This window comes from Stutzerimonas sp. FeSN7, assembly GCF_030263795.1.
Taxonomy (GTDB): domain Bacteria; phylum Pseudomonadota; class Gammaproteobacteria; order Pseudomonadales; family Pseudomonadaceae; genus Stutzerimonas; species Stutzerimonas stutzeri.
In genome coordinates, this window is record NZ_JARPMN010000001.1 from 2,857,195 (window position 1) to 2,881,274 (window position 24,080).

Here is a 24,080-nt window from a genome sequence, read left to right on the forward strand (position 1 = left end):
CGATAAAATGGCTGCGTCCTGGACCGTTAGCGGTCCACTGCTGTGCCATGCGTTCACCCCACTGCCGGGCAGCCGCAAGGCGACCGCGATGGACAAGCAACCGGCAGACGGCCCGCTCTGGCTGGGCCGGGATGGCCTGCAGGGCGACCGGGTCGCCGAGCGGCGTTTTCATGGCGGGCCGGACCGTGCCCTGTGCCATTACCCGACGCAACATTACCTCTATTGGGCGCAGCGCTTTGCGCCGCTGCGCACGCAGCTGGGGCTCGGCGCCTTCGGCGAGAATCTGGGTAGCGAAGGGCTGAACGAAGCGCAGCTGTGCATCGGTGATCGCCTGCGCTGGGGCGATGCGCTGATCGAGGTGAGTCAGCCGCGCTCGCCCTGCGTGCGCCTGGACACCCGACACGGCATGCGCGGTCTGGCGCGAGAGCTGTCAGCGAGTGGCCGCACCGGCTGGCTTTATCGGACCCTGGAGCCAGGCCACGTGCGCCCTGGCGACACGCTGCAACTGCTGGAGCGCCCGCACCCGGACATAAGCGTCGCCTACCTGTGGCGCTGCTTTCTCGATCCGAACCAGGCGCGAGACAGCCTGCTGCAACTTGCCGAGCTGCAGCCTCTGGCCATGCACTATCGGACGATCTTTCGCCAGCGTTACGACGTGCTCCGCGGCCAGCGGGACCAGCGAAGCCTGTTCGACTGATACCTAGGGTCTGTTCCCCTTTCGTACGCGGCCGCGCGGGAGCCGTTTGGCGCAGCGACGCGCCTTGCAACGAAACGGGAACAGTCCTAAGCAACGCAACGCGTGCATTGCGGCCCAGCAATGCCATACTGCAGCAGTCACGGAAGACGGCAGGCCGGAAACAGGCATCGCTCCTGCAGCGACAGTCAGGCCTTCGCCCATCAGGACATGTCCAGCCAGCAATCAGAGGTGAACACCATGAGCAAGGGAATGGACGCAAAGAAGAACAGCAAGAAGAAGCCGATGAAAACGGCACAGGAAAAACGTATGGCCAAGCGCGACAAGAAGAGCGGTTCCACCACACTGCTCGGCACCCACGCCGCCACCCATTGAGCCTGATCGCCACAACGCCCGGCTGATGCCGGGCGTTTTCAGACGCGCGCCAGGCGCAGCCGGCCGAACAGCCAGCCTCCCCAGACATTGACTGCCAGCCCGATCATCACCAGCAGCGCACCGGCCAGCTGCAACAGGGCCAACCGCTCGCCCAGCAAGATACTGGCCGAGGTCAGCCCCACCACCGGCACCAAGAGCGAAAACGGCGCCACCTGGCTGGCCGGATAGCGCGACAGCAGCCGACTCCACAGGCCATAACCGAGAATGGTCGCGCCGAAGGCCAGGTACACCAGGACCAGAATCGTCTGCCAGCCGATACCACGCAGCGCCGCTTCGATCACGCCCGGGCCTTCCAGCCATAACGACAGCCCGAGAAACGGCAACGGCGGCACCAGGCTGCCCCACACCACCAGCCCGACCAGATTCACCTTGCCGACCTTGCGCGTGACGATATTGCCCAGCGCCCACATCGAGGCGGCACAGATCGTCAGGAGAAATCCGCCAAGGGTCATGCCCAGCCCACTCTGCGCGCCGATCAGTGCGAGGCCGCAGGCCGCGATCAACAGGCCCAGCAGGTTGGCCGCGCGCAAGCGCTCGCCGAGAAACAGCGCAGCGAAGAACAGCGTGAAGAACGCCTGGGACTGCAGCACCAGCGACGCCAGGCCTGCGGGCATGCCGTGCTTCATGGCGGTGAAGAGAAAGGCGAACTGGCCCAGCGAGATGGTCAGCCCGTAGGCCAGCATCCAGCGCAGCGGCACCTGTGGCCGTCTGATGAAGAATACCGCCGGTACCGCCGCCAGCATGAATCGCAGGGCACCGAGCAACATGGGCGGCACGTCGTGCAGGCCGACCATGATGACCACGAAGTTCATTCCCCAGACGATGATGACTACCAGTGCGAGCAGCAGGTCCCGAGGCGACATGACGACGCACCCTGTTACGAAAACATCCATTAGAGCGGCGCGATGGCTGTACCGCTCCATACAGTGAGCAGCGAATTGGCCGGCACAGTCCGGCTTGGCCGTCGATCGGTCCAAGCTCATCCTCGCCCAGCACCGGCGACGAAACCCGCGGTGACGCTATAGAATTCGCGCCTGGTTCCCTCACATCAGACGAGTACGAGCATGGGCGCACAGTGGAAAGCGAAGCATAAGGAAGCGGCGGCGAACGCCAAGGGCAGGATCTTCGGCAAGCTGTCGAAGGAAATCATGATCGCGGCCCGCAGCGGTGCCGACCCGGACATGAACCCACGCCTGCGTCTGGTGGTCGAGCAGGCCAAGAAGGCTTCTATGCCCAAGGACACCCTGGAGCGCGCCATCAAGAAAGGCGCCGGCCTGACCGGCGAGGTGGTGAACTACGAGCGCACCCTCTACGAAGGCTTCGCTCCGCATCAGGTGCCGCTGATCGTCGAATGCCTGACCGACAACGTGAACCGCACCGTTGCCGAGATCCGCGTGCTGTTTCGCAAGGGCCAGCTGGGCTCTTCCGGGTCGGTGAGCTGGGATTTCGACCATGTCGGCATGATCGAAGCCGCACCTGCAGGCGACGCCGACCCGGAAATGGCCGCCATCGAGGCTGGTGCTCAGGATTTCGAGGCTGCCGACGATGGCGCCACGCTGTTCATTACCGAGCCGACCGACCTCGATGCCGTGTGCAAGGCCTTGCCGGAATTCGGCTTCACCGTGCAATCGGCGCAGCTGGGCTATCGACCCAAGAATCCGGTCAGTCTGTCCGGTGCCGAGCTGGAAGAGGTCGAAGCCTTCCTCGAGGCCATCGACGCCCATGACGACGTGCAGAACGTCTATGTCGGCTTGGCGGGCTGATGGCCCATCGTCTTTACTAGGCCCTGTTGGCGTTCGGTTCGCGGCCACGCCGTGACCGGATGTCACCGACCAACCCAAGCAGCCGGCGAGTACTCATCATGAGCAGCAACAAACCCACCACGCCCTACAGCCAGCGCGAGCAGGGCTATCGGGAAAAGGCACTGAAGATGTATCCCTGGGTCTGCGGGCGGTGCGCTCGGGAGTTTTCCGGCAAGCGCCTGAGCGAGCTGACGGTCCATCACAAGGACCACAATCACGACAACAATCCCGAAGACGGCTCCAACTGGGAGCTGCTGTGCCTCTATTGTCACGACAACGAGCATTCCCGCTATACCGACAACCAGTACCAGGCCGAAGCCCGGCCCGGTAGTGACCTGGGCCCGAAGGAAACCTTCAAGGCCTTCGCCAACCTGGCCGACCTGCTCAAGGGCAAGCAGGGCTGATCGGCCAGGCCGGATGCCTCCTTCTATTTGACCAGCAGAACCGGAACCGACACCTCGTGGATCACCCGGCTCGCCACCGAGCCCAGCACCAGCCCGGTGAAGCTGCCCAGGCCGCGAGTGCCCATCACGACCGTGTCACAGCCCAGCCGCTTGACCGCATCGTTGATCTGTTCGGCCACGTTGCCCAGCTGGGTGTGGGTCTCGCAGGTCAGCCCACCGGCCTGGAGCATCGCCGCCGCCTCGTCGAGCACGCTGCGGGATTTGGCCATCAGGCTGTTGTTGAGCTCGTCGATCATGGCCGAGGTGACGTACTCGCCATAGATGATCGGCTCGTGTTGAACATTGACCACGTGGACCTGCAGCGCCATCCCGGTGTCCCGGGCCAGATCGACGACATACTGCAGGGCGCGCTTGGAGTTGTCCGAACCATCGTATGCAACCAGAAGCCTGCGCATTTCCTGTCTCCGCTGTTGGGTAGGTCTTCAGCTTAGACCAGCTGCCGCGGCGTTGTGGCCACTGCTTGCACTTGTCTTGATCTGGCACAAGCGCGCATCATCCCGCGCCCCGTTTCCAAGCCAGAGGCGCACTATGAATCCCGATCAACGTCCCGTTTTCGGCGTCGGTGACGCCTCGTTCCAGGCAGCCGGTGGCGAAGCCGGCCTGCAGCGGCTGGTGGCCGATTTCTATCGGGTGATGGACGAAGCGCCCGAGGCCGCGAACGTCCGCGCGATGTACCCAGCGGACGTCAGCGAAGCCGCCGATCGACTGGCCAGCTTTCTGTGCGGCTGGTTGGGTGGGCCGAAACGCTACGCCGAGAAATATGGCGCCATCAGCATCCCGCAATTTCACACCCGCTGGCCGGTCGGCGAAGCCGAACGCGATGCCTGGCTGTTCTGTATGGAGCAGGCGATCGCCAGGCAACCCTACAGCCCGGACTTTTCCGAGTACCTGCTACGCCAGCTGCGCGTGCCGGCCGAGCGTATCCGCCAAGTGCAGGCCGCCTGCCCTGCCCGCCCAGGTCAGAACTGAACGCAGTGGCCGAGGCGGTCGGCCCGACGCAAACAACCGAAGGCATGCCCTTGCACAGGACGGCCAGCGCCTCGCCTGATCATCCTGGCTTGCGTTTCGACCGCCGTTCGCATCGATGATCGCGTCGCGCCTGCGCGGCGAAATCCGCCACGCAGGAGAACCGAGCCCTTCCCCTTGCGTCATACAAGCATGGCTATACCGACGCGACATCCATTCGCTGCGCAACCGGAGCTGGCTCGTTCGATGAAAATCCGCTTCGCGTCCATCAATCAGCAGAAGATCCGCGAGGTTCGCGAGATCCTCGAGCCCAGTGGAATCGAGGTGAAGCCCTTTCCGATCCGCATCGAAGAACTGCGTACCGAGGACCTTTACCAGCTGGTCAGCGACAAGCTGCTGGTGGCGTTCAAGATGATCGGCAAGCCGGTGTTCGTCGAGCATACCGGGCTGTTCATCAACAGCCTCAACGGCTTTCCCGGCGGTCTGACCCAGATATTCTGGGACCGCCTGCAGGCCGAGCGCTTTTCCGAGCTGATCGGAAGGCTCGACGACCCTGCAGCCGAAGCGCGAACCCTGATCGGCTACTGCGATGGGCGCAAGCGACATTTCTTCGAAGGCGTGGTGCCGGGTCGCATCTCACCGTCGCCGGCCGGCCATGGCGGCTTCGAGTGGGACGACGTGTTCATTCCCGAAGGCCAGAACCAGACGTTCGCGCAGCTGGGCACGCAGAAGAACGGCCTGTCCATGCGCCGTCGCGCGCTGGATGCCTTCGTCACCTTTCTGCGGGAGTCCTGACGCATCATGGACCAGCTGCGCGACGCCTACCGCAACAATCGACTGATCCTCTTCGTTGGCTCCGGGGTGTCGGCCAACATCGGCCTGCCGCCTTGGAAAGAGCTGATCGACGAGATCGCCGTGCAGCTGGACTATGACCCGGAGGTCTTCAACACCTACGGCAATTTCCTCGCCCTGGCTGAGTACTACCGGATCAAGAAAGGCAGCATCGGTCCACTACGCAGCTGGATGGACCGCGAGTGGCACCGCAACATCGAAATCCGCGACTCCGAGATACACCGGCTCATCGTTCATGGCCGTTTTCCGGCGATCTACACCACCAACTACGACCGCTGGCTGGAATATGCCCATGATGCCTACGCGGTGGACTACATCAAGATCGCCAATGCCAGCGACCTCACCAAGGCGCGTGATGGCGTCCGGCAGATCGTCAAGTTTCATGGCGATTTCGATGACGACGCCTCGATCGTGCTCGACGAGACCAGCTATTACCAACGGCTGCAATTCGAGACGCCATTGGATATCAAATTACGCGCCGACACGTTGAGCAAGGCCGTCCTGTTTATCGGCTACAGCCTGTCGGACACCAATATCCGATTGCTTTTCCACAAGCTGTCGAAGATATGGAATGAACACGAAACACTGGGCGTGCGCCCTATTTCATATGTGTTCTCGCACAAGCCGAATCCGGTTCAAGAGGAGGTGTTGCGCCAATGGGGAATTCGCATGATTGCATCCGAGGATGATGAACCTGGCATTGCACTCAGGAATTTCCTGCAGCAACTGGTGGAAGCCTGATAGAAAAATACGCGACAGGAAGTAAAAAAGTTGCGCGACGCCAACGAGGCGCCGCGCATGCTTCGATCAGTAATTGAAGCCAATACCGATGCTGTAGAGGAATACGCCGTCATCATATCGGTCCTGCGCATCACTGCCGCTCTTGAACAGGAATTGATATTCCGCCATTGCAGTAATGAACGTCTTGTCTTGAACCCAGTATTTGAAACCGATCTCCGGGCCGGCCATGAAGGTTTCATCGACGCGATCACCGTAGACACCGCCGATGCTGGCACCGATGAAAGGCCGCGCCTTGCCGTTACCGAAGTGGTAGTCGTAGAACACGCGAGTCGAGCCATCGAACTTGACGCTCTCACCCTCGGTATCCCGCGCATTGACAGTCTGCCGGACGCCCCACAAGGACGATTCGCTCAAATACTGCCCCCAACTTCCCTGTACGGAAAACACAGTATCGTCAAAGTCCTTGTCGCTGCTTCCTGCGCCACCGAGTGTGATTTCCTTGTCACCGGCCATCGGCGCCGCACCGGCAATAGCCGGGAGCATTGCGGCAACCATTTAGGAAGTTTTGAAAAGTCGATTCATGACGGCACCTCTGTTTATGCTTGTTTGAAATACGCAATAAGCACTGCGTAGTGGTGAGACAAGCAGCTAATTCCAATGGTTGCCCAAAGAATCGACGAATGACCTACTTTTCATCAAAAACTAGAGAAAAATGCGTTAATACGATGATTCTTATCATTTTATGTATACATACGATATTGTTTCGCCAGTACCCGCTACCGCCAAGTGCTATTAAAATGACACAACTCAAAAACGGGGCGTTATATATGTAACGAAACGCCCCGCTATTTAACCTGCCATGTCAGGCCGCTCGGCCTGAAGTTCGGGTGCCTCTTCTTCATGCTGATCATCGAAATAACGGCTGAAAGCGAGATACATCCAGACCGGCATCAAGACCAGGCCGATCACCACACATATCCAGGCCAACATCGGGCTGCCGTCGGGCTGCGGGAAGAGCAGGCGACCTACACCGATCAACAGCGTGTACACCGACAGAGCCGTTACCGCCACGGCGAACAACCGAGCACCCAGCGCCTTGAGCGATTCACGGCGGGTAACGCCACAACGCGACGCGGTCCGCCCCCAGAACCCGAACGGGCGCACCTTGCGGTAGAAGCGATCCAGCGTCTGCGTATCGGTCGCAGGGGTGACGAAGCTCACCAGAATTGCCGCGCTGCAGGTCACCAATGACATGATGCCCAGGCGTATCCACTCGCGCTCAGGGTCAGTCCCAAGGAAATACAGCAGCAGCGGCGCCGTGATCAGCGACACCACCATGGCCGTCAGTTCGGAATACAGGTTGATCCGCTCCCACAACCAGCGCAGCACCAGCACCGACCCCATGCCGGCCCCGAACAGCAGCGAGATGAACCAGGCGGTCTGGATCGAGCCCAGATTGGCCATGATGACCATGGCGATCAGCAGAATCAGCACGTTGGACAGTCGCGCCACCAGTACCAGCTCCTTGTCCTTCGGCTTGCGCTTGAGCAGCTTCGGCGCCACCACACCACCGTAGACGTCGTTGCTCCAGTACGAGGCGCCCCAGTTCAGATGCGTATCCACCGTCGAGGCCAGGGCTGCCAGCAGCCCTACCAGCATCAGGCCGCGGAAGCCCGGCGGCAGCAGCTCGTCGATGCCGGTGACGAACAGCGCCTCGCGGGCGGCCGTAAAGCCGTCACCATTCATCTCCTCGGGGCTGAACGGATAGAGCACCAGCAGGCCAATGGCGATCGCCAGCCAGAACAGGCTGCGCAGGAAGATCTGCAGCCAGGTGAACACCAAACCGGCGATACGTGCTTCGCGATCGGTCGGACAGGCCATGCTGCGCTGCGCCAGGTAGCCGGTGCCGTCCGAGTTCATCTGAAACAGCCACTGCAGCCCGACGATCACCAGGAATGGCATCAGCGCCTCACCCGCGTTGCTGGGCGGCGAGAATGAAAGCATCTTGGCCGCCTGCTCGCTGCCATAGATCTCGACGATCCGGTCGGTCAGCCCCCCGAGTCCACCGGCCGCATCGACCACGAACCAGGCATAAGCCAGCGTGCCCAGCATGGCCACACTGAACTGCATGACGTCGGTCTGAACGACCGCGCGCAAGCCGCCGGTGATGGAGTACATGGCGGTGAAGACCAGAATCAGCACGATCGAAATGAGGTTGTTGGTGCTGGTCGTCAGTTGATCGAGCCCGGTGATGCTGTCGCCCAGGCGTATCCCGCTGGCTTCGACCACGCCCTTGATCATTTCGTACAGCCCGCCCGGCAACCAGTCGTGCCAGGGCAGGAACACCTCGGCGATCCGGATCGCCGCGACCAGCACCATCGCCAGGACGACACAGTTGATCACCGTGCCGTAATAGATCGCCTTGAACAGCCGTAGCGGCACGACGGAAGGGCCGCTGTAACGCACCCGGGTGAGTTCGGCATCGGTAAGCACGCCGGCGCGCCGCCAGCCAGACGCGAATACCCACGCGAGCAGGAGAAAGGCCAGGCCGTAGATCCACAACCGCCATAACGCAAAAACCCCGGCAGTGGCGACGAGTCCACTGACCAGCAGCGGCGTGTCGGCCGCAAATTGGGTGGCGGACATGGATACGCCGGCCCGCCAACCCTTGATAGTTCGTCCGGCAAGGAAGTATTCGTGCAGACTCTGAGAGGCTTTGCTGCGCGCTCGCATCCCCGCAGACAGCCCGTAGAAGACGAAGGCGAGCACAATCAGTAGGTCCAACATGTTGTTATTCCTGTCGTTGGAGGTGCTAAGGGTGAGAACACCTCGACGACGGAAAAGATGCAGCGAACGGACAAACGGCACACACCGGCGAAGAAAGTTTGGCGCCGGCGGCCCAGACGCTAGACTAGCGGGCTCCGCAAACAGCCCGGTTGGCCATGCCCGCTCTCGACTTTTCGCCGCTTCCACAAGCCCTGCAACCGCTGCTGGTGAGATTCTATCGAGCGCATAACAGCCGTAACCGGGTGCGCGCCGAAGCGGTCTGCTGGGTCGCCAGGCGGGGCGGCATCCTGGCGGGTCTATGCCTGACGCCCGTCGCCCACGGGCATTTCCTGACCGGGCTGCTGGTAACCCCGCCGGAACGCAATCGCGGAATCGGTGCACGACTGGTGCGCGAGGCACTGGCCGCCAGCGCGGGGCCGGTCTGGCTGTTCTGCAAGCCCGAACTGTTGCCTTTCTATACGCGTCTGGGCTTTGGTGTCGCGGACCAGCTACCGGATACGCTGGCCGAGCGTCTCGCCCGCTATCGACGCACCAAGACGCTGATTGCGCTACTCAATGACCGAAGGATAGAGCCTATGCCCGTCGCGACCCTGACAATCGCCGTTGCCTGCCTGTTCGATGAACAAGGCCGGGTGCTGGTGGTACGCAAACGAGGGACCCGCTTTTTCATGCTGCCCGGTGGCAAGGCGGAAAGAGGCGAGCGTCCGCTGGACACGTTGAGACGCGAGCTGCACGAAGAGCTCGACCTACAACTCGCAGAAGCCGATTTCCAGCCGCTCGGGCACTTCCAGGCGCCGGCCGCCAACGAGCCGGGCCATCAGGTCGAGGCAGACGTGTTCATGGCGCGGCTGCCTCGTGCCGTCACCGTGCAGGCCGAACTGGAAGAACTGGGATGGTTGGCGCTTGCGCCATGCGAGCGCGAGGACATCGCGCCGCTGCTACGCAGGCACATCATGCCCGCGCTGCTGGCCCGCGCGGCGCAAGCCGAGAGCCAATCCGCGACGCGGGCCAGGTAGGAAATCAGGGCGAGATCGGATCGCTGGCGGGAAAGGTTTCCTCGATCGCCTCATCGAGCTGATCCTCGTCCGCTTCATCCGGCCGACGAACCACGTCGTCCCGCTCTTTGGTTGGCTGATCGTTGTGCTGTTCGCCGTTCATAGGTTCCTCCGCTGATGGGCTGTTCACCTTAGGCCGTGCCACTGCCACTGGGTTCAGCTGGAGTTTCCGGCGGGCAAAAAAAGGTTCTTCGCGGACTCTGGGGGAAGAGCGAGTTGACAGTCAGGGAAGCAGGTAAATTGGCAGTCGCCAAACACACCCTTCACCTGTCCCTGCTGTCGCCGTGCATCCTATTGATCTTGCCTCGTTCTGGCCAGGCTATGACGCCGTTGCCTGCCGTTCATCCGCCAACAACTCCCTTCTGATTGAGCTCGAGCCTCAAGCCGGTTCAGTGCCCAAGTGCGGGCGTTGTGGTCAGCTCAGTCCGTTGATTCACGAGCGCCGAATTCGTCTGGTGCGCGATCGTGATCTGTTCGATCAGCGCGTCTTGCTTCAACTACCCGTGCGCCGAGTCGATTGCCTGAACTGTGGTCGGGTGACCGAGCGGATCGACTGGCTGGAGCCTGCATCTCGCCTGACCCGGCGGTTACAGGTCTGGCTCGAAAGCTTGCTGCGGCTGCTGCCGATCAGCCACGTCAGCCAGCTCACCGGCCTGCACTGGCACACCCTCAAGACGCTCGACAAGCGCCGCCTGCAAGCCGAGGTAGGTACCTTCTATTCAAGCGGTGTCCGCCGCCTGGTGATGGACGAGTTCGCCCTGCACAAGGGGCATCGCTATGCCACGGTCATCATGGACGCCGAGCGAACACGGGTGCTGTGGGTCGGCCACGGCAACAGCCGTGAGGCGATCCGCCCGTTCTTTGAATTGCTCGGCGAGCACTGCCAGCAGATTGAGGCGGTGGCCATGGACATGAACACGGCTTTCGACCTGGAGGTGAAGAAGCATTGCCCGCAGGCCGAAGTGGTGTACGACCTGTTTCACGTCGTCGCGCGCTACGGTCGGGATGTGATCGACCGAATCCGGGTCGACCAGGCCAACCTTCTGCGCGAAGACAAGCCGGCACGAAAGGCGGTCAAGCAGAGTCGTTGGCTGCTGCTGCGCAACCGCGACAACCTGAAGGACGGACAGGCCGTGCAGTTACAGGAGCTGCTTGCTGCCAACCAGCCGTTGGCTACGGTCTATGTGCTCAAGGATGCGCTGAAGGATGTTTGGTACGCCCCCAGCGTACGAGAGGGTTGGCGACGCTGGCGAACCTGGCTGCGACATGCTCGCGAGAGCGACCTCGCGCCGCTGCAACGCTTCGCTCGCAACCTGCGCAAATACGCGCGAGGCATCCTTGCCAGTGCTCACTTCCACATGCATACCAGCGTCCTTGAGGGTGTTAACAACCGCATCAAGGTAATCAAGCGCATGGCCTATGGATTCCGGGACTCGGAGTACTTCTTCCTGAAAATCAAGGCCGCCTTCCCCGGGAAAGCGCGATGAACCCAAAAAAAGGGGCGGGGTTGACCCCGCCCGCCTCCTTCCCTGTTCCCTGTATCCCTTCTCATCGTCCTGGATGACATCGCGTCCTGCGATGGTCCTGACCCTCGTCCTGAGGGCCGCGCTAATCCCTGAGCGCGGGAGCGATATTAATGGAAGCCTTTTGCGCAGCAAGCTGCGACACACTCGCGCAGGGCCGCGGACGATACACGACCAACGAAAACAAACTCATCCAAATCAATGAGTTAAAAAACTATCAACAACGGAATCGTCGTTTGTCAGCACGCACTCTTGGGCTTTGCTTACAGAGCGTGTAAGCAAATGCTTACACACGAATGAGAGATTCAGGAAATCGCCCCGAGAATGGATTAACCCTATGGAGTGATGCCATTCGAGGACGGAGCCGGATAAGAGCGGCGGGATCAGAGGAGGCACAGGGTAACGCCGGGGCCCGGAAACCAGGCCCCGGCGTACCGTTGGTGTCACTGGAACAGCGCGTCGCTCGACAAGCCGTTTCGCTCCAGTATTTCGCGCAGACGCCGCAGCGCTTCGACCTGGATCTGGCGCACCCGCTCACGGGTCAGACCGATTTCCTGGCCCACCTCCTCGAGTGTCGAAGCTTCGTGGCCCCGCAGGCCGAAGCGGCGGATAACCACCTCGCGCTGCTTTTCCGAAAGGTCTGACAGCCACTGGTCGATGCTGTTGGACAGATCATCATCCAGCAACAGCTCGCATGGATCAGTGGGCCGGTCGTCCGTCAGCGTGTCGAGCAGGGTTTTGTCGGTATCCGGGCCAAGCGAGACATCCACCGAGGTGACCCGCTCATTCAGGCCCAGCATGCGCTTGACTTCGCCGACCGGCTTCTCGAGCAGGTTGGCGATTTCCTCAGGGCTGGGTTCGTGATCGAGCTTCTGGGTCAGCTCGCGAGCCGCCCGCAGATAGACATTCAGCTCCTTCACCACATGGATAGGCAGGCGAATCGTGCGGGTCTGGTTCATGATGGCCCGCTCGATGGTTTGCCGGATCCACCAGGTCGCATAGGTAGAGAAGCGGAAACCACGTTCCGGGTCGAATTTCTCCACTGCGCGGATCAGCCCCAGGTTGCCCTCCTCGACCAGATCCAGCAGGGACAGGCCGCGGTTGACATAGCGCCTGGCGATTTTCACCACCAGTCGCAGGTTGCTTTCGATCATGCGCTTGCGCCCCGCCGGATCGCCTTTCTGCGCAAGGCGCGCGAAGTGCACTTCCTCTTCGGGGGTCAGGAGGGGGGAGAAACCGATTTCGTTGAGGTACAACTGGGTTGCATCCAGGGCCCGGTTGTAGTCGATGAACTTGTGCTGTCTGGTGCTGGATGCGGCCTTGGGTCTGCCTGCAGAGGCAGCCTTGGTCACTTTGTCTTTCTGGTCGAAGTGGATGGGCGTTTCCATGAGCAGAACCGCATCGTCGACGTCAAACTCCAGCGCTTGGTCTTTAAGTGCCATTATTCTTGTCCTGTTCCGAGTTCGACAACAGGCCCAAGCGACGCGGGTCCCTGGCTACGCTCAAGCCTAACCTAGTGCTGGAACAGGCAGGCGACAGGTCAACGTCTTGGCAGATATTGCAGCGGGTCTACGGGTTTACCCTGGCGACGAATTTCGAAATGCAGCTTCACCCGGTCGGTTCCCGTCGATCCCATCTCGGCAATACTTTGCCCAGCCTTGACTTGTTGGCCCTCCCGCACCAGCAGCCTGCGGTTGTGTCCGTAGGCGCTTACATAGGTATCGCTGTGCTTGATGATCACAAGTTCGCCGTAACCCCGTAATCCACTGCCGGCGTACACAACAGTCCCATCAGAAGCAGCCAGAACAGGCTGTCCTAATTCCCCAGCGATATCAATTCCTTTATTCAAACTACCGTTTGAGGAAAAACGACCGATTATCGTGCCGTTCGCCGGCCATGCCCAACCGCTTGCCGAGCGGGCAACCGGCGTAACCGGAGTGCTTGCCGGCGGAGCGGCAGGCGGCGGGCTGGCGGGTGTGGTAATGGCAGGCTGACGCGGCACCGGCGTGGCCACTACCACCGGGCTGGTTGGCGCAGGTGCTGGGGCTGGCTGAGGCGCCGGTCGCGGCGCGGCGGAGGCGACACGCGAAGCGCCGCCGTCGAAGCGGATCTTCTGCCCAGGGTAGATGACGTGCGGCGGCTGAATGCCGTTCACCCGCGCCAGCTCGCGCCAGTCCCAGCCGAAACGGAACGCGATGGACCAGAGTGTATCGCCGCGCCGCACGATGTACTGGCCGCTGGTGACCTTGTCACGCTGGTTGCGGTCGACGACCTGTACGCCGCCACCCTGAGGCGATGACGCACAACCGACCAGCGTTCCGGCTATCACCAGAACGCCGAGCATCGAACGGACCATGGGGTCGCGCATCCACCGCGGTACTGCTGTGAGCCTCAATGCCCGCTCCCTTTCATAGACAAGTGCGTCAGACGCCTTCGGTCATCGGCTGACGCCGGCCGGCAAACCACTCAAGCCCCAGGACCAGCACGATACCTGCCACCGCCAGCAGCACCGCCAGCAGCAGCTGCGGGTCCTGGTCGGTCAGATCGCCATAGGCGCCGGGCAGCAGGTTCTGCTGCAGGACCGGAACGTTCTCGCCACTGGAGTTGGTGCGCCAGGTCAGCGTTTCCTTCCACGGCCAGACCTTGTTCAGCGAGCCGAGCATCAAGCCGGTAAGAAACGCCAGGGTCAGGTCCCGCCAGCGCTTGAGCAGCCAGCTGAGGAACTTGGCGAAGCTGAGCAAGCCTACCAGACACCCGGCGGCGAAGATCGCCATCACGCCAAGATCGAAACTCTTCACCGCCCCCAGAACCACCGGGTACAAGCCCAGCAGCACCAGGATGAAACTGCCGGAAATGCCCGGCAGGATCATCGCGCAGATGGCGATGGCGCCGGCGAAGAACAGGCTCAGGCTGCTGCTGCCCCATTGCACCGGCGCAGCCACGGTGATCCAGTAGGCGAAACCGATGCCCAGGCAGAAGCTCACCAGGCGCGACAGGTTGCGGCGCTGGATTTCCTTGCCCACCAGATGGACCGAAACCAGGATCAGCCCGAAGAAGAAGGACCAGACGGGAATCGGATGCGCTTCCAGAAGATAGGTGATCAGCCTGGCGAGGCTTAGGATGCTGGTCAGAATGCCCGCGAACAGCACCAGCAGGAAGCTTGCGTTGGCGGTTTTCCAGGCCTCGGCGAAGCGCCCCCGCAGCAACGGGCCGACCGCGTAGGGCACTGCGCTGATGGAGCGCAGCAGCTCATCGTAGATACCGGTGATGAACGCCACGGTACCGCCGGAGACACCGGGCACCACATCCGCAGCACCCATCGCCATGCCTTTGGCGTACAACAAAAAAGCGTCTTTCATGCTTCCTTCCGCTGAATGATCAAATCACGGGTCCATTGAGCAGCGGCACGAAACGTACGGTATCCAGAAGATGGCGGGAAAAGCCGTTTTCCTCTCGAATGATCAGCATGAGTTGCTGGACCTCGCCGGCCCCCACCGGAATCACCAGGCGCCCACCGGGCGCCAGCTGATCGAGCAAGGCCTGCGGCACATCGGCTGCCGCCGCGGTGACGATGATGCCGTTGTAAGGCGCCAGTGCAGGCCAGCCCTCCCAACCATCGCCCCAGCGAAAGACCACATTGCGCAGCTTGAGTTCGACCAGGCGCTCCTTGGCACGATCCTGCAGCGCCTGGATGCGCTCGACGGAGAACACCCGCTCGACCAGCTGCGCCAGCACGGCGGTCTGATAGCCCGAGCCGGTCCCGATCTCTAGCACCTTGTCCAGCGGGCCGTCGGCCAGCAGCAGCTCGCTCATGCGCGCAACCATGAACGGCTGCGAAATGGTCTGGTTGTGGCCGATGGGCAGCGCCGTGTCCTCGTAGGCGCGATGCGCCAGTGCCTCGTCGACGAACAGATGACGAGGGGTACGGCGGATCACCTCGAGCACATGGGCGTTGGACAGGCCTTCTTCGTAGAGTCGCTGAATCAAGCGGTCACGTGTGCGTTGCGAGGTCATACCCGAGCCGTGGAGCAGGCTGTCTTGTCCGCGATGTCTCACAGCACGTTCTCCAGCCAGCTCTCGAGGCCGTCGAAGGCCTCGCGGAAGGTTCGATCCAGCTGCAACGGGGTGATCGACACGTAGCCCTGCATCACCGCATGGAAATCGGTTCCGGGGCCGCCGTCCTCGACGTCGCCCGCCACGGAGATCCAGTAGCCTTCCTTGCCGCGCGGATTGGCCTGCTTGACCGGCGGCTTGGCCCGACTGCGATGGCCCAGGCGGGTCAGCTGGATGCCACGGATATGATCCAGCGGCAGATTGGGCACATTGACGCTGAGCACCGTGCGCGGCGGCAGCTCGAGCCGATCGTGCTTCTCCACCAGCGCACGCGCGATGTACGCCGCTGTAGAAAGATTGTCGGGCAGGCGCGACAACAACGAGAAAGCAAACGCCGGCCGCCCGGTGAAACGCCCCTCGATGGCCGCAGCGACGGTGCCAGAATAGAGCACGTCATCCCCGAGATTGGCACCGAGGTTGATGCCGGACACCACCATGTCAGGGGTATGTTCGAGCAGGCCATTGAGGCCGAGATGAACGCAATCGGTAGGCGAGCCGTTCAGGCCGATAAAGCCGTTGGGCATGCTTACGGGGTGAAGCGGGCGGTCCAGGGTCAGCGCGCTGCTGGCGCCGCTCATGTCCTGGATCGGGGCTACCACCGTGCACTCGGCATAATCCGCCAGCGCGTCATAAAGCGCGGCGAGCCCGGGTGCATACACCCCGTCGTCGTTGGCGATCAGAATACGCATCAGATGTCCGTCTGCCCTGCCAGGCTGACCAGCTCACGCACCATGGCGGTGGCGAAGCATCCGGTCGGCAGGACGAATTCCAGTTGCAGAATGTCAGGCCCGGGATAATGCCACGACAAACCGCCAATGGGGAGGCGAAGAATGCGCCGTTCGTGCTTCATCCCCGCCTGCGCCAACCAATTGGCGATCGGTTCTTCACTTGCAGCCACTGCATCTTCGAGCGCCTGGATCTCGGCGCCCGCCGGCGAGCCCCCTTCACCCCAAAGCGGGCCAGTGGGATGCAGGTCGAGGATCGCCAGGCGCGGATCGCTGCACTCCGCCTCTGCGGCGGGAAAGAAACTGCGGCTGTCGGTGAACGCCAGCAGGTCCCCTACCCGCGCCTCGGCCCAGCTGCCATCGGCGACACGCTGGGCCAGCACGCGATTGAACAGGTAGCTGCGCCCCGCCGAAAGCAGACGCGAACGCAGGTTACGCTGAACCGGCAGCTCGGCCTTGGCGGCGAAATCACGGGCGCCAAGGAGGTTGCCACCTTCATAGCCGAAACGTTGCAGACCGAAGTAGTTCGGCACGCCCTGCGCCCTGATCCGCTCCAGCCGCGCATCGAGCTGCGCGTGATCGGCATGCAGATCGGTCAGGCGCAGGCGAAAGCCATTGGCCGAATGTGCGCCGCGCTGCAGCTTGCGCTGATGGCGAACGCGCTGGAGCAGCCGCAGGCTGTCATCTTCGGCGGCAGACAGATCGGGGTCGGCCTTGCCCGGCAAATGCAGGCTGAACCACTGCCGGGTCAGCGCCTGACGATCCTTCAGGCCCGCATAACTGATCAGCTTCAGCGGCACGCCGGCCGCACGGGCGATGCGCTTGGCGGCTTCCTCGGTGTTGAGGTTGCGCTTTTCGACCCAGAGCCAGAGGTGCTCACCCTCGCCTGACAACGGGATTTCCAACACCTCGTCGACCTGGAAATCCTCGGCGACCGCCTTCAGCACAGCGCTGCCACAAGGCTCGCCGTGGGCACGCGGGCCGAGCAGCTGATCCTCGGTCATGGGCGAACCAGCAGGGCGACCGCGTGCACGGCGATCCCTTCCTCGCGCCCGGTAAAGCCGAGCTTCTCCGTGGTGGTGGCCTTGACGTTGACCTGATCCAGCTCCACCTGCAGATCTGCGGCGATCAACGCGCGCATGCGCTCGATATGCGGCGCCATCTTCGGTGCCTGGGCGACGATGGTGGCATCGACATTGCCGACCACATACCCCTTGGCCTGCACCTGCGCCAGAACATGGCGCAGCAGTGCGCGGCTGTCGGCGCCCTTGAACTGCGGGTCAGTGTCCGGGAAATGCTTGCCGATATCTCCCAGCGCCGCGGCACCGAGCAGCGCGTCGCTCAGGGCATGCAACAGCACGTCACCGTCGGAATGGGCGAGCAGCCCGAACCTGTGTGGAATCCGCACGCCGCCAAGCGTGATGTGGTCGCCTTCGCCGAAGCGGTGCACGTCGTAACCGTGGCCGATACGCATAGATCAAACACCCTGGAATAACTCGAGGCGGCGATTCTACAGGAGCCGGATGACCCCGGGCGGATCGTCACGGTCCGCTCGATCATCGACCTCGACGATATGCACCATCAGCCGAATCGATCTTGTATCGTCAGTTGGCGATATATAGTTCGTCTCAATCCGATACAGGCAGCCGAAACTCATGTCGGACGACTTCGACGACATCATCAAGGCCCTCGCCCACCCGCTGCGCCGCGACATTCTGCGTTGGCTCAAGGAGCCGCAGCGCTATTTCGCCGCGCAGCACCATTCGCTGGAGAACGGCGTGTGCGCCGGCCAGATCGACCAGCGCGCCGGCCTGTCGCAGTCCACCGTTTCGGCTCACCTGGCGACCCTGCAGAAGGCCGGGCTGGTCACCTGCCAGAAAATCGGCCAGTGGCACTTCTTCAAGCGCAACGACGCAGTCATCCAGACCTTCATCGAGCGCATCGGCCAGGAACTCTGAGCCTTTTCTCGCACCACCACACAGGAGCGGTATCGCTATGCCCACGCTTTTCGACCCGATCAAGATCGGCGACCTGGAACTGAACAACCGCATCATCATGGCGCCACTGACCCGCTGCCGCGCCGAGCCTGGCCGCGTGCCCGGCGATCTGATCGCCGAGTACTATGCCCAGCGCGCCGACGCCGGCCTGATCATCAGCGAGGCCACCTCGGTCACGCCGATGGGTGTGGGCTATCCGGACACTCCGGGCATCTGGTCGGCCGAGCAGGTCCAGGGCTGGAAGAAGGTCACCGACGCCGTGCATGCCAAAGGTGGCAAGATCGTCCTGCAGCTCTGGCATGTCGGCCGTATCTCCGATCCGCTCTACCTCGACGGCCAGTTGCCGGTCGCCCCCAGTGCCCTCAAACCCGCGGGCCATGTCAGCCTGGTCCGTCCGAAGAAGGATTACGAGACCCCGCGCGCGCTGGAGATCGACGAAATCCCCGGCATCATCGAGGCCTACCGCAAGGGGGCGGAGAATGCCAAGGAAGCCGGTTTCGACGGTGTCGAGATCCATGGCGCCAATGGCTACCTGCTCGATCAGTTCCTGCAGGACAGCACCAACAAGCGCACCGACGCCTACGGTGGCTCACTGGAAAACCGTGCACGACTGCTGCTGGAAGTGACCGATGCCGCCGTCTCCGTATGGGGCGCCGGGCGCGTCGGAGTGCATCTGGCGCCGCGCGCCGACTCCCATGACATGGGCGACTCCAACCGTGCCGAGACCTTCGGCTACGTTGCCCGTGAACTGGGCAAGCGCGGCATTGCCTTCATCTGCACCCGCGAGAAGGCCGGTGAAGACAGCCTTGGCCCACAGCTCAAGCAGCTCTTCGGTGGCGTCTACATCGCCAACGAACGCTTCACCAAGGAGCAAGGCAACGCCTGGCTGGCGGAAGGCAAGGCCGATGCGGTGGCCTTCGGCATTCCGTACATCGCCAATCCGGATCTGGTCGAGCGCCTGCGTCGGGATGCACCACTGAACGAGCCCAAGCCCGAGCTGTTCTATGCCCAGGGCCCGGACGGCTACACCGATTATCCGTCGCTCTAAGCTCCTGGCGATGGAAAGGCCCGAGCGGCATGTCCGCTCGGGCCTTTTTTGTGGCTGACGTTTCTGGCAGTCGGCGCGAGCGCCGTTGCCCACCCTACGCCGTCAACGCCTCGGCATGATGGCGCAGGTGATCATCGATAAAGCTGGCAATGAAGTAGTAGCTGTGGTCGTAGCCCGGCTGGATGCGCAGCGTCAGCGGGTGCCCGACAGCGTCCGCAGCGGCACGCAGCGCTTGCGGCTTGAGCTGGCCATCCATGAAGTCATCGCGGTCGCCTTGGTCCACCAGCAGCGGTAGCCGCTCGCTGGCTTCGGCGATCAGCGCGCAGGCATCCCACTCCCGCCAGCGCGAACGGTCCGCGCCCAGATAGCGGCTGAACGCTTTTTCTCCCCAGGGACAGTTGATCGGGTTGCTGATGGGCGCAAAGGCCGATACCGAGCGATAGCGGCCAGGATTTTTCAGCGCGCAGATGAGCGCCCCGTGTCCGCCCATGGAGTGCCCGCTGATGCCGCGGCGGTCGGAGACCGGGAAGTTGGCCTCGACCAGTGCCGGCAGTTCCTCGACGACGTAGTCGTACATCCGGTAGTGCTGGGCCCAGGGCTCTTGCGTCGCATTGAGATAAAAGCCCGCGCCCAGGCCGAAATCCCAGGCGCCGTCGGCGTCATCCGGCACGCCTGGGCCACGCGGGCTGGTGTCCGGCGCGACGATGATCAGACCGAGCTCGGCCGCCATGCGTAGCGCTCCGGCCTTCTGCATGAAATTTTCGTCGGTGCAGGTCAAGCCGGACAGCCAGTACAGCACCGGCAGTTTTTCACCCTGCTCGGCCTGCGGCGGCAGGAACACGGCAAATACCATGTCGCAGTTCAGGGCGTTGGAGCGGTGGCGGTAGCGCTTGTGCCAGCCACCGAAGCTCTTGTTGCTGGAAACGATTTCAGGGGTCATGAGCGGCCTCGCGCAAGGTGGAAACCGCACGGGCCTCCACGGTCGAGGTGGACAAGCCGCCGAACGACGGCGTTATCCACCCAGGGGATCAGAAGTGAATGACGGTCCGGATGCTCTTGCCTTCATGCATCAGGTCGAACGCTTCGTTGATCTTGTCCAGCGGCATGTTGTGGGTGATGAAGGTGTCCAGCGGAATCTCGCCGCTCTGCGCCTTCTCCACATAGCTCGGCAGCTCGGTACGACCCTTCACACCGCCGAATGCCGAACCGCGCCAGACGCGCCCGGTGACCAGCTGAAACGGACGCGTGCTGATTTCCTGGCCCGCGCCGGCGACACCGATGATGGTCGACTCGCCCCAACCCTTGTGACAGCACTCCAGCGCTGCGCGCATCAGCTGCACGTTACCAACGCATTCGAAGGAATAGTCGACACCGCCATCGGTCATCTCGACGATTACCTCTTGAATCGGCTTGTCGTGATCCTTCGGATTGACGAAATCGGTGGCGCCCAGCTCTTCGGCAATAGCGAACTTGCCCGGGTTGATGTCGATGGCAATGATCCGGCTGGCCTTGGCCATCTTCGCACCGATGATCGCCGCCAGGCCGATGCCACCCAGGCCGAAGATCGCCACGGTAGCGCCTTCCTCCACCTTGGCGGTGTTCAGTACGGCACCGATCCCGGTGGTCACGCCGCAGCCCAGCAAGCAGACCTTTTCCAGCGGCGCCTCCTTGGGAATCTTGGCTACCGAGACTTCCGGCAGCACGGTGTACTCGGAGAAGGTCGAGCAGCCCATGTAGTGGTAGATCGGCTCGCCGTTGTAGCTGAAGCGCGTGGTGCCATCGGGCATCAGACCCTTGCCCTGGGTGGCACGCACGGAGCTGCACAGGTTGGTCTTGCCGGACTTGCAGAACTTGCACTCCCGGCATTCGGCGGTATAGAGCGGGATCACGTGATCGCCGACCGCCACCGAAGTGACGCCCTCGCCTACCGCCTCGACGATGCCGCCACCTTCGTGGCCGAGAATGCAGGGAAAGACGCCTTCCGAATCCTCACCGGAGAGGGTGTAGGCGTCGGTATGGCAAACACCGGTGGCGACGATGCGGATCAGGACCTCGCCGGCCTTGGGCGGAGCGACATCCACTTCGACGATCTGCAGGGGCTGGTTGGGGCCGAAGGCAACGGCCGCGCGCGACTTGATGGTCATGAACATCACTCGACTGTGTGGAAAGCAGAGAGTGTAATTCACGCTCATTCAGGGATTGATGGGTGATTCTGGAAAACATTGTTGCCGTACAGGGATAATCTGGCGAATGCTGGATCTTGTGCGTCGATAAACCTGCCTCAAGGAGGTGAGCATGAACCGCTGGGAAGGGCTCGACGAATTCGTCGCGGTTGTGGAATGCGGCAGTTTCATGCGCGCCGCCGAACGTCTGCGGGTGTCGTCCTCCCATGTCAGCCGCCAGATCGCCCGTCTGGAAGAGCGCCTGCAGGCCCGCCTGCTCTACCGCACCACTCGCCGCGTGTCGCTGACCGAAGCCGGTCATACCTTTTTCACGCGCTGCCAGCGCTTGATCGAAGAGCGCGACGATGCCTTCCTCGCCATCAGCGACCTGCACAGTGCCCCCACCGGCCTGCTGCGCATGACCGCCGCGGTGGCCTACGGCGAGCGCTTCATCGTGCCGCTGGTGAATGAATTCATGGCGCGGCATCCACAGCTGCGCGTCGACATCGAACTGTCCAACCGCACGCTCGATCTGGTGCAGGAAGGCTATGACCTGGCGATCCGTCTCGGCAAACTCGGCGAGTCCCGCCTGGTGGCCACGCGGATCGCGCCGCGAGCCATGTACCTGTGCGCCGCACCGGGCTATCTGGAGCGCTACGGTCGGCCGCATACGCTCTCAGAACTGGCACGGCACAACTGCCTGATCGGCACCAGCGACGTCTGGTCGTTCCAGTCCGACGGGCGCGAGCAGCACTTCAAGCCCAGCGGCAACTGGCGCTGCAATAGCGGCCAGGCGGTGCTGGATGCCGCATTGCGTGGCTTCGGCCTGTGCCAGTTGCCGGACTACTACGTGCTCGAACCGCTGCGCCGGGGTGAGCTGGTCTCGCTGCTCGAGGCCAACCAGCCTCCGGACACCGCCGTGTGGGCGGTGTATCCGCAGCGGCGCTACCCGCTGCCCAAGGTCAGGTTACTCGTCGAGGCGCTCAAGGTCGGTCTCGCCGCGCGCCCGGAGTATCGCGGCGGGCAAAGCTGAACAAAGGTTGAACCGCGCGTCTGAGGTCCGCGCCGAGGCGGAACCCGTCTTAATCCGTCACGTCGTACCTTCTGTAGCCGCAGCTCGTCGTGCGGCGCCGCAAATCAGGAGGAAACCATGCAGGTTCTGGTGAACAGCAACCACAGCATCAGCGTTACCGCCGATCTCGAAGAGCGAATCAAGGCGACGGTGGAGACCGAGCTGGACCGCTTCGACGATCATCTGACCCGCGTCGAAGTCCATCTCAACGACGAGAACAGCAACAAGAGCGGACCGCATGACAAACGCTGCCAGATGGAGGCGCGCGTCAAGGGCCACGACCCGATTTCCGCCACCCACAAGGCCGAAACCCTGGACCTCGCCATCAACGGCGCCGCGGAGAAACTGAACCACGCGCTCAGTCACGCCCTGGACAAGCTCAACCGCCACTGACCTGGCCCATCGTTGGCCATTGAGTGGCCATCGACATCTCTGCGAGGGACCGAACCACAGCAACTGGAGGCCACGCATGAACCGACTGCTCGATCGTGAAACCCTTACCCAACTGCTGAAACACCGGGACGGGCCCTGCCTCTCCCTGTACCAGCCGACTCATCGCAGCTTTCCGGAACGCCAGCAGGACCCGATCCGCTTCAAGCAACTGGTCAAGCAACTGGAAGAATCCCTCAAGCAGCAGGGCCATGCCGAACAGGCACGCAGCCTGCTCGAGCCGTTCCATGCACTGATCGACAACAACGACTTCTGGAACCACAACCTCGATGGCCTCGCAGCCTTCGCTGCCAAGGACTATTTCCAGGTCTATCGCCTGCAACGTAGCGTGCCCGAAATGGCCGTGGCCAATGCGCGCATGCACCTCAAGCCGCTGGTTCGCATCGCCCAGTCAGCTGATCGCTTCCAGATCCTCTGCCTCTCGCGTGACTCGGTGCGCCTGTTCGAAGGCAACCGCGACGCGCTCGATGAGGTGCACCTGCACGAAGCGGTGCCCAAGACACTCGCGGACGCGTTGGGCGGCGATCTCACCGAAAAGGGCCAGAGCGGTTTTCCCCAGGGCTACAGCCGTGCCAGTGAACGTGGCGACCCGATGCAGGTGGAAGCAGGCGGCAGCGGCAAGCAGGCGGAGATCGATCGCGACCGCGACCGCTATTTCCGCGAGGTGGACCGGGCCATCATCGAGCACCACTCGAGAGCCTCGGGACTGCCGTTGATTCTCGCCGCGCTGCCGGAGCAGCAACCCCACTTCCGTCGCATCAGCCATAACGAGAACCTGCTGCCGGAAGGCATCGAGATCGGCCAGAGCACGCTGAGCCTCCAGGAATTGCGCGAGAAGAGCTGGATGGTGATGCAGCCGCGCTACCTCAAGCGCCTGGAAGGTCTGCTCGACCAGTTCGGCGCGTCCCATGGCCAAGGCCTGGCGTCGGATCAGCTCGAGGACATCGGCCAGGCCACGCGTCAGGGCCGCGTCGCGACGCTTCTGGTGGAAGCCGAGCGGCAGATACCGGGGCACGTCGACCGTAACGATGGCACGGCCACAGCGGCCAACGAGGATGAGGTCAACACGCCGGACCTGCTCGACGAACTGACGATCTGGACGCTCGAGCAAGGTGGCGATGTGGTCGTGGTGCCGACCGAGCGCATGCCAACCGGCACGGGTGCCGCGGCGATCTATCGTTTCTGACGAGGTTG

General features: G+C 62.5%; 28 protein-coding genes. 14 read left to right on the top strand and 14 right to left on the bottom strand.

What is annotated here, in order from left to right; translation table 11 throughout:
• The first annotated feature begins 7 nt into the window (after nucleotides 1–7).
• The gene (locus P5703_RS13370) at nucleotides 8–697 is read left to right on the top strand and encodes an MOSC domain-containing protein (RefSeq protein WP_285587396.1); all 690 of its coding nucleotides are present in this window, start codon (nucleotides 8–10) and stop codon (nucleotides 695–697) included.
• Nucleotides 698–934: 237 nt separating this feature from the next.
• The gene (locus P5703_RS13375; protein WP_013982366.1) at nucleotides 935–1,069 is read left to right on the top strand and encodes a hypothetical protein; all 135 of its coding nucleotides are present in this window, start codon (nucleotides 935–937) and stop codon (nucleotides 1,067–1,069) included.
• Between the two features lie 38 nt (nucleotides 1,070–1,107).
• On the opposite strand, the gene P5703_RS13380 is transcribed toward P5703_RS13375, so the two are convergent.
• Nucleotides 1,108–1,992 (bottom strand): O-acetylserine/cysteine exporter, encoded by an 885-nt coding sequence (locus P5703_RS13380; RefSeq protein WP_019407112.1) that lies wholly within the window; start codon nucleotides 1,990–1,992, stop codon nucleotides 1,108–1,110.
• Nucleotides 1,993–2,193: 201 nt separating this feature from the next.
• On the opposite strand from P5703_RS13380, the gene P5703_RS13385 reads away from it, so the two are divergent.
• Nucleotides 2,194–2,892, top strand: coding sequence for a YebC/PmpR family DNA-binding transcriptional regulator (locus tag P5703_RS13385; protein ID WP_011912745.1), 699 nt, complete (start codon nucleotides 2,194–2,196; stop codon nucleotides 2,890–2,892).
• A gap of 98 nt (nucleotides 2,893–2,990) precedes the next feature.
• On the top strand, nucleotides 2,991–3,335 hold the full coding sequence (locus tag P5703_RS13390; protein WP_011912744.1) for a YajD family HNH nuclease: 345 nt from the start codon (nucleotides 2,991–2,993) through the stop codon (nucleotides 3,333–3,335).
• A gap of 23 nt (nucleotides 3,336–3,358) precedes the next feature.
• Here the strand turns inward: P5703_RS13390 and P5703_RS13395 are convergent, their stop codons facing one another.
• Entirely contained in the window at nucleotides 3,359–3,790 is a 432-nt protein-coding gene (locus P5703_RS13395) for a universal stress protein (RefSeq protein ID WP_014596319.1), read from the bottom strand.
• A 133-nt stretch (nucleotides 3,791–3,923) separates the two neighbouring features.
• Between P5703_RS13395 and P5703_RS13400 the strand changes: the two genes are divergently transcribed.
• From P5703_RS13400 to P5703_RS13410, 3 genes are all read left to right on the top strand, one after another.
• Nucleotides 3,924–4,364, top strand: coding sequence for a group II truncated hemoglobin (locus P5703_RS13400; protein ID WP_013982363.1), 441 nt, complete (start codon nucleotides 3,924–3,926; stop codon nucleotides 4,362–4,364).
• Between the two features lie 243 nt (nucleotides 4,365–4,607).
• Nucleotides 4,608–5,156, top strand: a complete 549-nt coding sequence (locus tag P5703_RS13405; RefSeq protein ID WP_013982362.1) for a non-canonical purine NTP pyrophosphatase — start codon at nucleotides 4,608–4,610, stop codon at nucleotides 5,154–5,156.
• Nucleotides 5,157–5,162: 6 nt separating this feature from the next.
• Entirely contained in the window at nucleotides 5,163–5,954 is a 792-nt protein-coding gene (locus P5703_RS13410) for an SIR2 family protein (RefSeq protein WP_011912740.1), read from the top strand.
• A 66-nt stretch (nucleotides 5,955–6,020) separates the two neighbouring features.
• Here P5703_RS13410 and P5703_RS13415 read toward each other — a convergent pair whose 3' ends face one another.
• Together P5703_RS13415 and P5703_RS13420 are read right to left on the bottom strand one after the other, a co-directional pair.
• Nucleotides 6,021–6,497, bottom strand: coding sequence for a hypothetical protein (locus P5703_RS13415; protein ID WP_011912739.1), 477 nt, complete (start codon nucleotides 6,495–6,497; stop codon nucleotides 6,021–6,023).
• Between the two features lie 306 nt (nucleotides 6,498–6,803).
• On the bottom strand, nucleotides 6,804–8,741 hold the full coding sequence (locus P5703_RS13420; RefSeq protein ID WP_017245780.1) for a sodium:solute symporter family protein: 1,938 nt from the start codon (nucleotides 8,739–8,741) through the stop codon (nucleotides 6,804–6,806).
• Between the two features lie 155 nt (nucleotides 8,742–8,896).
• Between P5703_RS13420 and P5703_RS13425 the strand changes: the two genes are divergently transcribed.
• Nucleotides 8,897–9,757 carry a GNAT family N-acetyltransferase gene (locus tag P5703_RS13425; protein WP_279641979.1) on the top strand — a complete coding sequence of 287 codons (861 nt, stop codon included), beginning with the start codon at nucleotides 8,897–8,899 and terminating at the stop codon, nucleotides 9,755–9,757.
• 4 nt (nucleotides 9,758–9,761) lie between these two features.
• On the opposite strand, the gene P5703_RS13430 is transcribed toward P5703_RS13425, so the two are convergent.
• Complete coding sequence (locus tag P5703_RS13430; RefSeq protein WP_013982358.1) at nucleotides 9,762–9,899, bottom strand: hypothetical protein; 138 nt, start codon at nucleotides 9,897–9,899, stop codon at nucleotides 9,762–9,764.
• Nucleotides 9,900–10,080: 181 nt separating this feature from the next.
• Between P5703_RS13430 and P5703_RS13435 the strand changes: the two genes are divergently transcribed.
• The gene (locus P5703_RS13435) at nucleotides 10,081–11,283 is read left to right on the top strand and encodes an ISL3 family transposase (protein ID WP_003282047.1); all 1,203 of its coding nucleotides are present in this window, start codon (nucleotides 10,081–10,083) and stop codon (nucleotides 11,281–11,283) included.
• A gap of 479 nt (nucleotides 11,284–11,762) precedes the next feature.
• On the opposite strand, the gene rpoS is transcribed toward P5703_RS13435, so the two are convergent.
• The 7 genes from rpoS to ispF all read right to left on the bottom strand — a co-directional run bounded on the left by rpoS (nucleotide 11,763) and on the right by ispF (nucleotide 17,631).
• Complete coding sequence (gene rpoS, locus P5703_RS13440) at nucleotides 11,763–12,761, bottom strand: RNA polymerase sigma factor RpoS (protein ID WP_013982357.1); 999 nt, start codon at nucleotides 12,759–12,761, stop codon at nucleotides 11,763–11,765.
• A gap of 98 nt (nucleotides 12,762–12,859) precedes the next feature.
• Complete coding sequence (locus P5703_RS13445) at nucleotides 12,860–13,675, bottom strand: peptidoglycan DD-metalloendopeptidase family protein (protein ID WP_013982356.1); 816 nt, start codon at nucleotides 13,673–13,675, stop codon at nucleotides 12,860–12,862.
• 67 nt (nucleotides 13,676–13,742) lie between these two features.
• The gene (locus P5703_RS13450) at nucleotides 13,743–14,678 is read right to left on the bottom strand and encodes a polyprenyl-phosphate transporter (protein ID WP_285587404.1); all 936 of its coding nucleotides are present in this window, start codon (nucleotides 14,676–14,678) and stop codon (nucleotides 13,743–13,745) included.
• Nucleotides 14,679–14,697: 19 nt separating this feature from the next.
• On the bottom strand, nucleotides 14,698–15,333 hold the full coding sequence (locus tag P5703_RS13455; protein WP_014596311.1) for a protein-L-isoaspartate(D-aspartate) O-methyltransferase: 636 nt from the start codon (nucleotides 15,331–15,333) through the stop codon (nucleotides 14,698–14,700).
• A 38-nt stretch (nucleotides 15,334–15,371) separates the two neighbouring features.
• Nucleotides 15,372–16,121 (bottom strand): 5'/3'-nucleotidase SurE, encoded by a 750-nt coding sequence (surE, locus tag P5703_RS13460; RefSeq protein ID WP_011912731.1) that lies wholly within the window; start codon nucleotides 16,119–16,121, stop codon nucleotides 15,372–15,374.
• Nucleotides 16,121–17,161 carry a tRNA pseudouridine(13) synthase TruD gene (gene truD / locus P5703_RS13465; RefSeq protein WP_256518958.1) on the bottom strand — a complete coding sequence of 347 codons (1,041 nt, stop codon included), beginning with the start codon at nucleotides 17,159–17,161 and terminating at the stop codon, nucleotides 16,121–16,123. Before truD ends, surE begins: the two co-directional genes overlap by 1 nt.
• The gene (gene ispF, locus P5703_RS13470; RefSeq protein ID WP_011912729.1) at nucleotides 17,158–17,631 is read right to left on the bottom strand and encodes a 2-C-methyl-D-erythritol 2,4-cyclodiphosphate synthase; all 474 of its coding nucleotides are present in this window, start codon (nucleotides 17,629–17,631) and stop codon (nucleotides 17,158–17,160) included. Before ispF ends, truD begins: the two co-directional genes overlap by 4 nt.
• Nucleotides 17,632–17,812: 181 nt before the next feature.
• Here ispF and P5703_RS13475 point away from each other — a divergent pair, with 181 nt between their 5' ends.
• Together P5703_RS13475 and P5703_RS13480 are read left to right on the top strand one after the other, a co-directional pair.
• A complete protein-coding gene (locus P5703_RS13475; protein ID WP_285587410.1) occupies nucleotides 17,813–18,115 on the top strand; it encodes an ArsR/SmtB family transcription factor in 303 nt (100 codons plus the stop codon).
• Between the two features lie 37 nt (nucleotides 18,116–18,152).
• A complete protein-coding gene (locus P5703_RS13480) occupies nucleotides 18,153–19,202 on the top strand; it encodes an alkene reductase (RefSeq protein ID WP_017245784.1) in 1,050 nt (349 codons plus the stop codon).
• Between the two features lie 94 nt (nucleotides 19,203–19,296).
• On the opposite strand, the gene fghA is transcribed toward P5703_RS13480, so the two are convergent.
• Both fghA and P5703_RS13490 read right to left on the bottom strand, forming a co-directional pair.
• The gene (gene fghA / locus P5703_RS13485; protein ID WP_011912727.1) at nucleotides 19,297–20,142 is read right to left on the bottom strand and encodes an S-formylglutathione hydrolase; all 846 of its coding nucleotides are present in this window, start codon (nucleotides 20,140–20,142) and stop codon (nucleotides 19,297–19,299) included.
• 88 nt (nucleotides 20,143–20,230) lie between these two features.
• Nucleotides 20,231–21,346: an S-(hydroxymethyl)glutathione dehydrogenase/class III alcohol dehydrogenase gene (locus tag P5703_RS13490; protein WP_020308662.1), complete on the bottom strand. Its 1,116-nt coding sequence runs from the start codon at nucleotides 21,344–21,346 to the stop codon at nucleotides 20,231–20,233.
• A 151-nt stretch (nucleotides 21,347–21,497) separates the two neighbouring features.
• Between P5703_RS13490 and P5703_RS13495 the strand changes: the two genes are divergently transcribed.
• The 3 genes from P5703_RS13495 to P5703_RS13505 all read left to right on the top strand — a co-directional run bounded on the left by P5703_RS13495 (nucleotide 21,498) and on the right by P5703_RS13505 (nucleotide 24,072).
• Nucleotides 21,498–22,397 carry a LysR substrate-binding domain-containing protein gene (locus P5703_RS13495; RefSeq protein WP_256518957.1) on the top strand — a complete coding sequence of 300 codons (900 nt, stop codon included), beginning with the start codon at nucleotides 21,498–21,500 and terminating at the stop codon, nucleotides 22,395–22,397.
• 117 nt (nucleotides 22,398–22,514) lie between these two features.
• Complete coding sequence (locus tag P5703_RS13500) at nucleotides 22,515–22,829, top strand: HPF/RaiA family ribosome-associated protein (RefSeq protein ID WP_011912724.1); 315 nt, start codon at nucleotides 22,515–22,517, stop codon at nucleotides 22,827–22,829.
• Between the two features lie 76 nt (nucleotides 22,830–22,905).
• Nucleotides 22,906–24,072: a baeRF3 domain-containing protein gene (locus P5703_RS13505; RefSeq protein WP_017245786.1), complete on the top strand. Its 1,167-nt coding sequence runs from the start codon at nucleotides 22,906–22,908 to the stop codon at nucleotides 24,070–24,072.
• The last annotated feature ends 8 nt before the right edge of the window (nucleotides 24,073–24,080 follow it).

Excerpts from the sequence above, each read along its gene's own strand:
- P5703_RS13430 (WP_013982358.1), bottom strand. The coding sequence starts at position 9,899 with ATGAACGGCGAACAGCACAACGATCAGCCAACCAAAGAGCGGGACGAC.
- P5703_RS13370 (WP_285587396.1), top strand. The coding sequence starts at position 8 with ATGGCTGCGTCCTGGACCGTTAGCGGTCCACTGCTGTGCCATGCGTTC.
- P5703_RS13455 (WP_014596311.1), bottom strand. The coding sequence starts at position 15,333 with ATGACCTCGCAACGCACACGTGACCGCTTGATTCAGCGACTCTACGAA.
- P5703_RS13375 (WP_013982366.1), top strand. The coding sequence starts at position 935 with ATGAGCAAGGGAATGGACGCAAAGAAGAACAGCAAGAAGAAGCCGATG.
- P5703_RS13505 (WP_017245786.1), top strand. The coding sequence starts at position 22,906 with ATGAACCGACTGCTCGATCGTGAAACCCTTACCCAACTGCTGAAACAC.
- P5703_RS13400 (WP_013982363.1), top strand. The coding sequence starts at position 3,924 with ATGAATCCCGATCAACGTCCCGTTTTCGGCGTCGGTGACGCCTCGTTC.
- rpoS (WP_013982357.1), bottom strand. The coding sequence starts at position 12,761 with ATGGCACTTAAAGACCAAGCGCTGGAGTTTGACGTCGACGATGCGGTT.
- P5703_RS13490 (WP_020308662.1), bottom strand. The coding sequence starts at position 21,346 with ATGACCATCAAGTCGCGCGCGGCCGTTGCCTTCGGCCCCAACCAGCCC.
- P5703_RS13395 (WP_014596319.1), bottom strand. The coding sequence starts at position 3,790 with ATGCGCAGGCTTCTGGTTGCATACGATGGTTCGGACAACTCCAAGCGC.
- P5703_RS13450 (WP_285587404.1), bottom strand. The coding sequence starts at position 14,678 with ATGAAAGACGCTTTTTTGTTGTACGCCAAAGGCATGGCGATGGGTGCT.
- P5703_RS13380 (WP_019407112.1), bottom strand. The coding sequence starts at position 1,992 with ATGTCGCCTCGGGACCTGCTGCTCGCACTGGTAGTCATCATCGTCTGG.
- truD (WP_256518958.1), bottom strand. The coding sequence starts at position 17,161 with ATGACCGAGGATCAGCTGCTCGGCCCGCGTGCCCACGGCGAGCCTTGT.
- P5703_RS13495 (WP_256518957.1), top strand. The coding sequence starts at position 21,498 with ATGAACCGCTGGGAAGGGCTCGACGAATTCGTCGCGGTTGTGGAATGC.
- P5703_RS13390 (WP_011912744.1), top strand. The coding sequence starts at position 2,991 with ATGAGCAGCAACAAACCCACCACGCCCTACAGCCAGCGCGAGCAGGGC.
- fghA (WP_011912727.1), bottom strand. The coding sequence starts at position 20,142 with ATGACCCCTGAAATCGTTTCCAGCAACAAGAGCTTCGGTGGCTGGCAC.
- P5703_RS13445 (WP_013982356.1), bottom strand. The coding sequence starts at position 13,675 with ATGGTCCGTTCGATGCTCGGCGTTCTGGTGATAGCCGGAACGCTGGTC.
- P5703_RS13415 (WP_011912739.1), bottom strand. The coding sequence starts at position 6,497 with ATGCTCCCGGCTATTGCCGGTGCGGCGCCGATGGCCGGTGACAAGGAA.
- P5703_RS13425 (WP_279641979.1), top strand. The coding sequence starts at position 8,897 with ATGCCCGCTCTCGACTTTTCGCCGCTTCCACAAGCCCTGCAACCGCTG.
- ispF (WP_011912729.1), bottom strand. The coding sequence starts at position 17,631 with ATGCGTATCGGCCACGGTTACGACGTGCACCGCTTCGGCGAAGGCGAC.
- P5703_RS13480 (WP_017245784.1), top strand. The coding sequence starts at position 18,153 with ATGCCCACGCTTTTCGACCCGATCAAGATCGGCGACCTGGAACTGAAC.
- P5703_RS13385 (WP_011912745.1), top strand. The coding sequence starts at position 2,194 with ATGGGCGCACAGTGGAAAGCGAAGCATAAGGAAGCGGCGGCGAACGCC.
- P5703_RS13420 (WP_017245780.1), bottom strand. The coding sequence starts at position 8,741 with ATGTTGGACCTACTGATTGTGCTCGCCTTCGTCTTCTACGGGCTGTCT.
- P5703_RS13475 (WP_285587410.1), top strand. The coding sequence starts at position 17,813 with ATGTCGGACGACTTCGACGACATCATCAAGGCCCTCGCCCACCCGCTG.
- surE (WP_011912731.1), bottom strand. The coding sequence starts at position 16,121 with ATGCGTATTCTGATCGCCAACGACGACGGGGTGTATGCACCCGGGCTC.
- P5703_RS13410 (WP_011912740.1), top strand. The coding sequence starts at position 5,163 with ATGGACCAGCTGCGCGACGCCTACCGCAACAATCGACTGATCCTCTTC.
- P5703_RS13405 (WP_013982362.1), top strand. The coding sequence starts at position 4,608 with ATGAAAATCCGCTTCGCGTCCATCAATCAGCAGAAGATCCGCGAGGTT.
- P5703_RS13500 (WP_011912724.1), top strand. The coding sequence starts at position 22,515 with ATGCAGGTTCTGGTGAACAGCAACCACAGCATCAGCGTTACCGCCGAT.